This window comes from Microvirga sesbaniae, from assembly GCF_025460805.1.
Classification (GTDB): Bacteria; Pseudomonadota; Alphaproteobacteria; order Rhizobiales; family Beijerinckiaceae; genus Microvirga; species Microvirga sesbaniae.
In genome coordinates this window covers 1-6,882 of sequence record NZ_JAMXFJ010000086.1, presented here as the reverse complement: position 1 = coordinate 6,882, position 6,882 = coordinate 1, and the positions used below count along the sequence as shown (strand labels likewise).

Below are 6,882 nucleotides of genomic sequence, written 5' to 3'. Positions count from 1 at the left end.
CGGAGAGACGGTCGTGGCCGTCCTCGCCGTAGAGGCGGTCCTTGCCGGCCTCTCCATAGAGCCAGTCGTCATCCGCCCCTCCATAGAGGTGATCATTCCCCTTCCACGCGAAAATCTTGTCGCTTCCAGCCAGTCCGCTGATGACGTCATCGCCTGCGCCCACATGCGTGTTGATCCCCCGGCCCAGCGCAATCTCCTCACTCCGCTCGTCACCGACCAAGGTCAGGCCTGCCGAATGCCGTGCCACTGAAGTGCTATCCGACCTTTCATCCGACATAATAATCCGGACCCCGTCCATGTCGCGCATCTGGCTGCCGTACTCGCCGAAATAAAGGTAGTGTTTGGCAGATCCATCGGCACCCGTGGACACGGGCGCGTTGAGCACCAAGCTCAGTTGTCCCGCCTCGCCGAGGGACAGAGCCCCGGTACTAGCGTCATTGTTGCCGTCTGATACACCCAAAGTTGCTTTCGCCGCATCATAGACGTTGCCGGAGCTTGTGCCGAACAGATGAGTCGTGTTCCACAAAGGCCTGTCCTCCTCGATCCACTGGGCCAGGTAGCCTGGGCGGTAGAGGACTTCCGCCGCCAAGGCGCCTGACTGCGTGATCGACGGATCCAGCGCGACTGATGTGCAATAGATGTCTGAGATCGATACGAAATCGATATCAGCGCCCGACGCTCCGCCGGTTCCTCCCGTTCGTACACCATCATCGATAAAGGTGATTGTTTTCAGAACCGTCAGTGATGTCTGGCTGAGGTCAATCCGGTAGATGCCTTTACCCGCATGAAATCCAAGAAACTCGGCCTGTACCACAACATTTGTCATGAGCGTCTTCCTCGAAGCGGTATATCTTTAACTATACTTACCCCGCCCGAGTTTTGGCTATTGTGATGAATATGTACTCATATTTGTGTAGATTGATAAAGTTGAGTGCTGCAAAATAGTCGTCATCGCTATGCTAACGACTTCTGGTCAGTCCCCATGAGTGAGCTGCGTGACAGGTGAGTGGCCGCGAACTGCGCTCGAATTGGACCCATATCGCGCCGTGCGGATCGGGAAGCTCACGATGGATTGGTGGCTTGGCTGCCCCCGGCCAGGCCCATCAGTGGACAACCTCTTGGAACCTGGAAAGCCTAGACCTCCCGCCAGAACCCAGCCTACTGTGGTTTCGTCAGCAGCTCTTGGGTGGGCTCCGCATCGGGTTGCGACACTCCGACGCTCGTGGACGCTCTCGAAAAGCTTGAGTTCAAAGCATTCGATCGACCGCCACTCAGATGATCGAAGAGCCAGGGAACGTACGAGTTCAGAAATCTCGCAACAGCGATTGCCAGGAGGACGGTCAAGCACGTTGTCGCAAAGTAGTTCACCAACAGCAGGGCGTCGCTGCGGGTTGGAAGCAGGCTGTCGAATCCCGCCTTCACGAGTTGGTTGAGCGGCCAGTGAATTGCGTGAAGAAAGAAAGCGATCACTCCGAGTTTGGCGATGCGCATGCCTAGCGTGGTCTGGACCAGGAACGGCGCCAAGCTCCAGAGTGCCACCACGCCATAGAGGCGTAGAATTCGACTGCCCATTCCCGTGATGACCCGAGCCATGGGCATCTCGTCGGATATGATTGTCGGAGCCAGCGCTCTCAGGGCGACCAACACGGCGTATGTGATCAACAGAACGATCGCTGTGCGCCGCGACGCGATGTTTGCAATAGGCCAATGATGGATTCGGGCTGCGGCACCGACGCTAAAGAAGAAGAGGACATCGGGCCTAAAGAAGATAATCAGAGGAAGGTTCACCAGCCAAATCACGGCTAGGCACCCAAGGCTGACCATGGGCGCGCGTCGGATGCAGAACGCCAGCACCGGTGAGATCAAAACGGTCAGCAAGAGATCGTGGAGAAACCAGAACTGGAAGTCGGCCGGGCGCTGCGTCACGCCGACGAGAGCATTCACGAGGTCCATGAAAGTCAGATTGAACACATCGTATGCGATGATCCTTCCCGATAAAGGCAGGGTAAGCGCGACAACGGCCGAAAGCAGAAGCGCAATGGCATTCCAGGAAACCATAGGGAGGAATATGGATCGAACACGGCTCCTATAACGCTTTTTATAGAACCCCAACGAATAGTCTGATTCTTTGAAGAACAAATAGCCTGATATCGCGCTGAGCAGTGGGACGGCACTATAGAAAAAGAAGACGAAGTACGAGTTCACGAAAAGTGATAATCCGCCTTGTTCGAAGCGGAATCCATCGAATGGATCATAGGTCGTCCCTGGAAATGGCCCGTAATGTAGAAAAACGAGCCCGACGACGACAGAAAATCGCATCAAGTCGATTTGCGCAGAAAGAAGCTTATCGCCGCTATGCATTGACTAAACTCCATTCTGAATGACTTGTCTGGCGCAGGATCCTCACCGACGCGTTACGCGGCCCGCATGATACGAAGTCGCGCTCGTCCGAGCACCGATGCCTGCTACCTATCCGCTTATCCGGGCTGACTGCCACCACACCTGGAGCACGCGCCGCGTATAGCCCGAACAGGTCAGTATCATCGGCAGTATTTATGGGCCTGTCCATCGATCAGGAGGCGTACACATCCCGGGCAGATTTCAATATGGATATCCACCGGGGTAACACTACGGTCCAGTCGGACTGACACGCCGTCCTACGCGCCTCGCCCGACAGCCGGGCGCAGTCAAGCCTGTCGGCCAGCAGGTCGTCGATGGTGTCGGCCATTGCGGCCACGTCACCTCGAGGGATCAGAAGCGCATTCGTACCGTCTGTGAGCATATCGGGGATCCCACCGACATTCGTGCTGACGACGCACAATCCACAAGCCAAAGCTTCATAAACCGTCACTGGGGCATTATCGATATTGGTTGTGTTGATGAAGATATCAGCCCGATCGAGCATTGGCGGAAGCTCGGATTTCTGCACACCTGGAACGATCGTGATGGCGTGGGCGAGATCAAGCTCTTCGATGCGCCGACGCGTCCTTTCCAGACTACCGTCACCTCGATCAGGCCCAATCATCGTGAGATGCACATCGGGATGGAGCTCGACCAGCGCAGCAACCACCTCCACGGCCATAATGGGATTGTACATTTCATGGAAGCTACGCACCCAGATCAGGCGGGCTGAGACGTGCGGGCGCAGGCGGAACGGATACCCGTTCAACGACATCCCATTCGGGAGAAGCTGCAGATCGGGCCGCAGGGGGAGAAACGCGCGGACCAGGTAATTCGATGGGGCCGTCACGGCAGATGCGCGTGTCATCAGCCATCGCAGGGAACGACGCCATCTGAGTGCGAACTTTGGAAGGTTACCTCCATGCAATGTGAGTACATACGGCCGCGAAAGCACTTGGAGGAGAAGGCATGCAGCCATTGCCCAGATGAAGGCCCGGCCGCTGAAGACATCGACCTGCGCTACACTGTAGGCATGTCTCTGCGACCATATCGTTTCCAGTATATGTCGCAGTTTCGGAAGAGCTTGGGTGCGGTCCGACGCGCAGGTCGTCTGCCAACCCTCCATTCGTAGCTCATGCGCCAGGTCTTCACACACTGACCGCTTGCCGCCCGTCGCGGACAGGAAATTGCCAATCAGAAGCACGCCTTCGCGCGCCTCCCTCTTGGCCGTTTCGGATGAGAGCGCGATTGTGGCGGATCTGTCTGGCGTCACGCGGCAAACCTGGTTCGGATCTCCTCGACATAGTGAAACCGTGCCCCCCATCTGTCTCTTGCTCTGAAGGGTTACTGATTAATCGACTACGATGCCCTGCACGCGTATCCTCATTCGCTTCCCCGCCACGAAACGGGGCCTGATACCTTTAGAGAAACCTTGCGAGATGTTTCGAAGGGGCCGGGAGGCGGGTGCATTGAATTCCAAGAAGCGAATTGTCTGCGTCATCGGAACCCGGCCCGAAGCCATTAAAATGGCACCAGTCATCCTGAAGCTGCGGGAAGCGCCTTGGGCGGAAACGACCGTCGTAGCCACTGGCCAGCATCGCGAACTGCTCGATCAGTCTCTCTCCGTCTTCGGCGTGAACGTCCATCGAAACCTAGAGGTCATGGTCGAGGGTCAATCTCTGCCGAGGCTCACGGCACGGCTCTTCGAACGACTGGAACCATGCCTCTCGGATCTGGCTCCCGACATGCTGCTGGCCCAAGGTGACACCACGTCGGTCCTGGTTGCGGCGATGGTCTGTTTCTATCAGAACATCCCCTTCGGACACGTCGAAGCAGGCCTAAGAACGGCCGATATCCACCTCCCATTTCCGGAAGAGTTCAATCGGCGCGTTGCCGGGCTTCTCAGCACCCTGCACTTCGCGCCGACCCGCGGCGCACAGGCTAACCTGCATCGGGCAGGCATCTCGGATGCCAGCGTGTTCGTGACCGGCAATACATGCATCGATGCGCTGCATTGGATGAAGGACCGCGCCCCGCCCTTGCCATTCTCGGTTGGGGAGGGTTCGAAGGTCGCACTGGTGACTGCCCATCGCCGGGAGAACATGGGAGAGCCGATGCGTCAGATGTTCCAGGCTATCCTGGACCTTCGCCGACGGTATCCAGATCTGGAGTTCATCTATCCCGTTCATCCCAATCCAGGCGTCGGACAGCTTGCAAGGGACATGCTCAGCCGCGAGGTAGGCATCCACATGTGCCCTCCCCTGGATTATCCGACGCTCGTGAGCGTGCTCAGGAGAGCCACCTTCGTCCTGACCGACAGTGGCGGTTTGCAGGAAGAAGCGCCTGCGCTTGGAAAGCCCGTTCTGGTCATGCGGAGCGAAACGGAACGGCCGGAAGCCGTAGAACTCGGAGTCGCTCGCCTTGTCGGCTCTGATCGCAACCGAATCGTCGCAGAAGTTTCACGCCTGCTGGACGATCCCGAGTTCTACGGGTCGATGTCGTTAGGGATCTCGCCTTATGGCGACGGCAGAGCCGCAGAACGCATCTGCGAACATGTCAGGGCCTATCTCGCCGCGTGATCGAGGCGCCGAGAAGTGCGCTCCCACCATAGAAGGATCATGAACGTGCACGTACTCTGCGTTAGCCACTATTATCCCCCGGAGACTGGTGCGCTCGCTGTCAGAATGTCGGAGAATGCTCGAGCCTGGGCCGCATCGGGCGCGGAGGTTACAATCGTTACCTGTGTGCCGAACTACCCGAAGGGCAAAGTATTTCCGGGCTATCGAAACCGCCTGTTCCAGCGGGAAGTGATCGACGGTGTGAACGTTATCCGTTTGTGGACCCTTGTATCTGCGAATGAGGGCCTGTTTCTACGGACGCTGAACTATCTGTCGCTCCTTCTATCGGTTCTGGTCGCGAGCCCCTGGCTTCCGCGGGCCGATGTCATCATGTCGACCTCGCCGAACCTCTTCTGTGGAATAGCCGGGGGTTTGCTCGCCTGGATCAAGAGGCGCCCCTGGGTTCTAGAAATAAGGGACCTTTGGCCGGAAAGCATCGTGGCGGTCGGGGCTATCAAGAACCGAGCGATCATCGCTCCCTTCGAATATGTTGAGCGATGGGCTTACAGGAGAGCTGCTGCGGTCGTTTCTGTTACGGATACCTTCGTGAAACATATCGTTGCGAATGGAGCGAAGCCGGAACGGGTCTATGTCATCAAGAATGGGGTGGACCTGAGCAAATTCTCGGCAGGTGATGGGGAGAAATTCAGGAGGCGATACGGATTAACCGGGAAAGTCATCGCTTCCTACATCGGCACTCATGGCATGGCACATAAACTGGAAACAGTGCTGACGGCCGCAGCCGAACTTCAGCACCGTCCGGAGATCGCATTCGTTCTGGTCGGAGACGGCGCGGAACGTAAGAAACTCGTCGCCCTGCGAGATCGGATCGGGCTATCGAACGTCATGTTTCTGGGTGAGCTTCCGCGCAGCGACATGCCCGATGTTCTTGCCGCGACCGACATTTCTCTCGTTGTATTGTCTAAGAGCGAGCTCTTTCGTTCAGTAATACCCTCGAAGATCTTTGAAGCGATGGGGGCATCGAAACCAGTCGTCTTGGGCGTCGAAGGAGAATCTGCCGAGATCATCAGAACGGCCGGGTCAGGTCTCGTTGTCACTCCGGAAAGTGCCGAGGAGCTAAGCGCCGCGGTCGAGAAACTGGCCAGCGACGCGGACCTGAGAACTCGGCTCGGAGAGAATGGATTGAAATGTGTTCAGAGGCAGTTCAATCGCGACGTTCTAAGCCAGACTTATCTCGAACTGCTCAAGCGCATCGCCACGGGATACCTTCGAACCTTAGGCTCACGTCCTCTACCACAGGAGTGAGGCTAGGGATGCGGTGCGCGTCCCTGATGTGATGCAGCATGCGAAGATAGACTTCTTCTTCCAACCCATATCCTCTCCGAGGCATAGATCGGCCCGCATATGCAGAATTGCGGTATAGTGATCATGCCGTAACCGAATGCCAAGGTGGCGACAGACTCCAACTTGTGTCACCTGCACAATTTGTCGGGGTCCTCGAGGCAGCCTAGCCGCGTTTCGGCGCATCCCGCGCTTCACAAGCCGCCACAGTGCAAATCCAGCCCATACCGCGTGATGAAACGAGGGTGCGAAGTCACTCGTGCCAAAAATTATGTCAAAACCTAATTACCTCATGATAGCTAGCGTAACTTTCCTGATCCGTTTCAGTTGTATCAAGTACAAGATCAGGGAGGATGGTTGATGACCACTGTTGGCGTTAGCGCAGAGTTCATAGGATTTCATGCGGGGCGAGGCATCTATCGCATTGATCTGAGTCAGGTGCCGCTCAGCACTATCCAGTCGATCGCGTTTATCGATGATGGGATACGCTCCGGAGGAAGCGGTGGCTCGTCAGGGGCCGACATCGACTTCGTGAGCATCTCAACGACCTACAGCGACAGCG

At 56.9% G+C, this 6,882-nt stretch carries 6 protein-coding genes; 3 read left to right on the top strand and 3 right to left on the bottom strand.

The window, feature by feature from the left end:
* The 3 genes from OCW50_RS32555 to OCW50_RS32545 form a co-directional block, all read right to left on the bottom strand.
* A partial coding sequence (locus OCW50_RS32555) for a calcium-binding protein (RefSeq protein ID WP_506323707.1) occupies positions 1–826 on the bottom strand: 826 nt, incomplete at its 3' end.
* Positions 827–1,158: 332 nt separating this feature from the next.
* The gene (locus tag OCW50_RS32550; protein ID WP_262300358.1) at positions 1,159–2,361 is read right to left on the bottom strand and encodes an acyltransferase family protein; all 1,203 of its coding nucleotides are present in this window, start codon (positions 2,359–2,361) and stop codon (positions 1,159–1,161) included.
* Between the two features lie 211 nt (positions 2,362–2,572).
* Positions 2,573–3,724, bottom strand: a complete 1,152-nt coding sequence (locus OCW50_RS32545) for a glycosyltransferase family 4 protein (protein ID WP_373371545.1) — start codon at positions 3,722–3,724, stop codon at positions 2,573–2,575.
* A 145-nt stretch (positions 3,725–3,869) separates the two neighbouring features.
* Between OCW50_RS32545 and wecB the strand changes: the two genes are divergently transcribed.
* The 3 genes from wecB to OCW50_RS32530 form a co-directional block, all read left to right on the top strand.
* A complete protein-coding gene (gene wecB / locus OCW50_RS32540; RefSeq protein ID WP_262300357.1) occupies positions 3,870–4,979 on the top strand; it encodes a non-hydrolyzing UDP-N-acetylglucosamine 2-epimerase in 1,110 nt (369 codons plus the stop codon).
* Positions 4,980–5,018: 39 nt separating this feature from the next.
* Complete coding sequence (locus OCW50_RS32535; protein WP_262300356.1) at positions 5,019–6,284, top strand: glycosyltransferase family 4 protein; 1,266 nt, start codon at positions 5,019–5,021, stop codon at positions 6,282–6,284.
* Positions 6,285–6,680: 396 nt separating this feature from the next.
* Positions 6,681–6,882: hypothetical protein (locus tag OCW50_RS32530; protein WP_262300355.1), on the top strand; the 202-nt coding region annotated here is incomplete at its 3' end.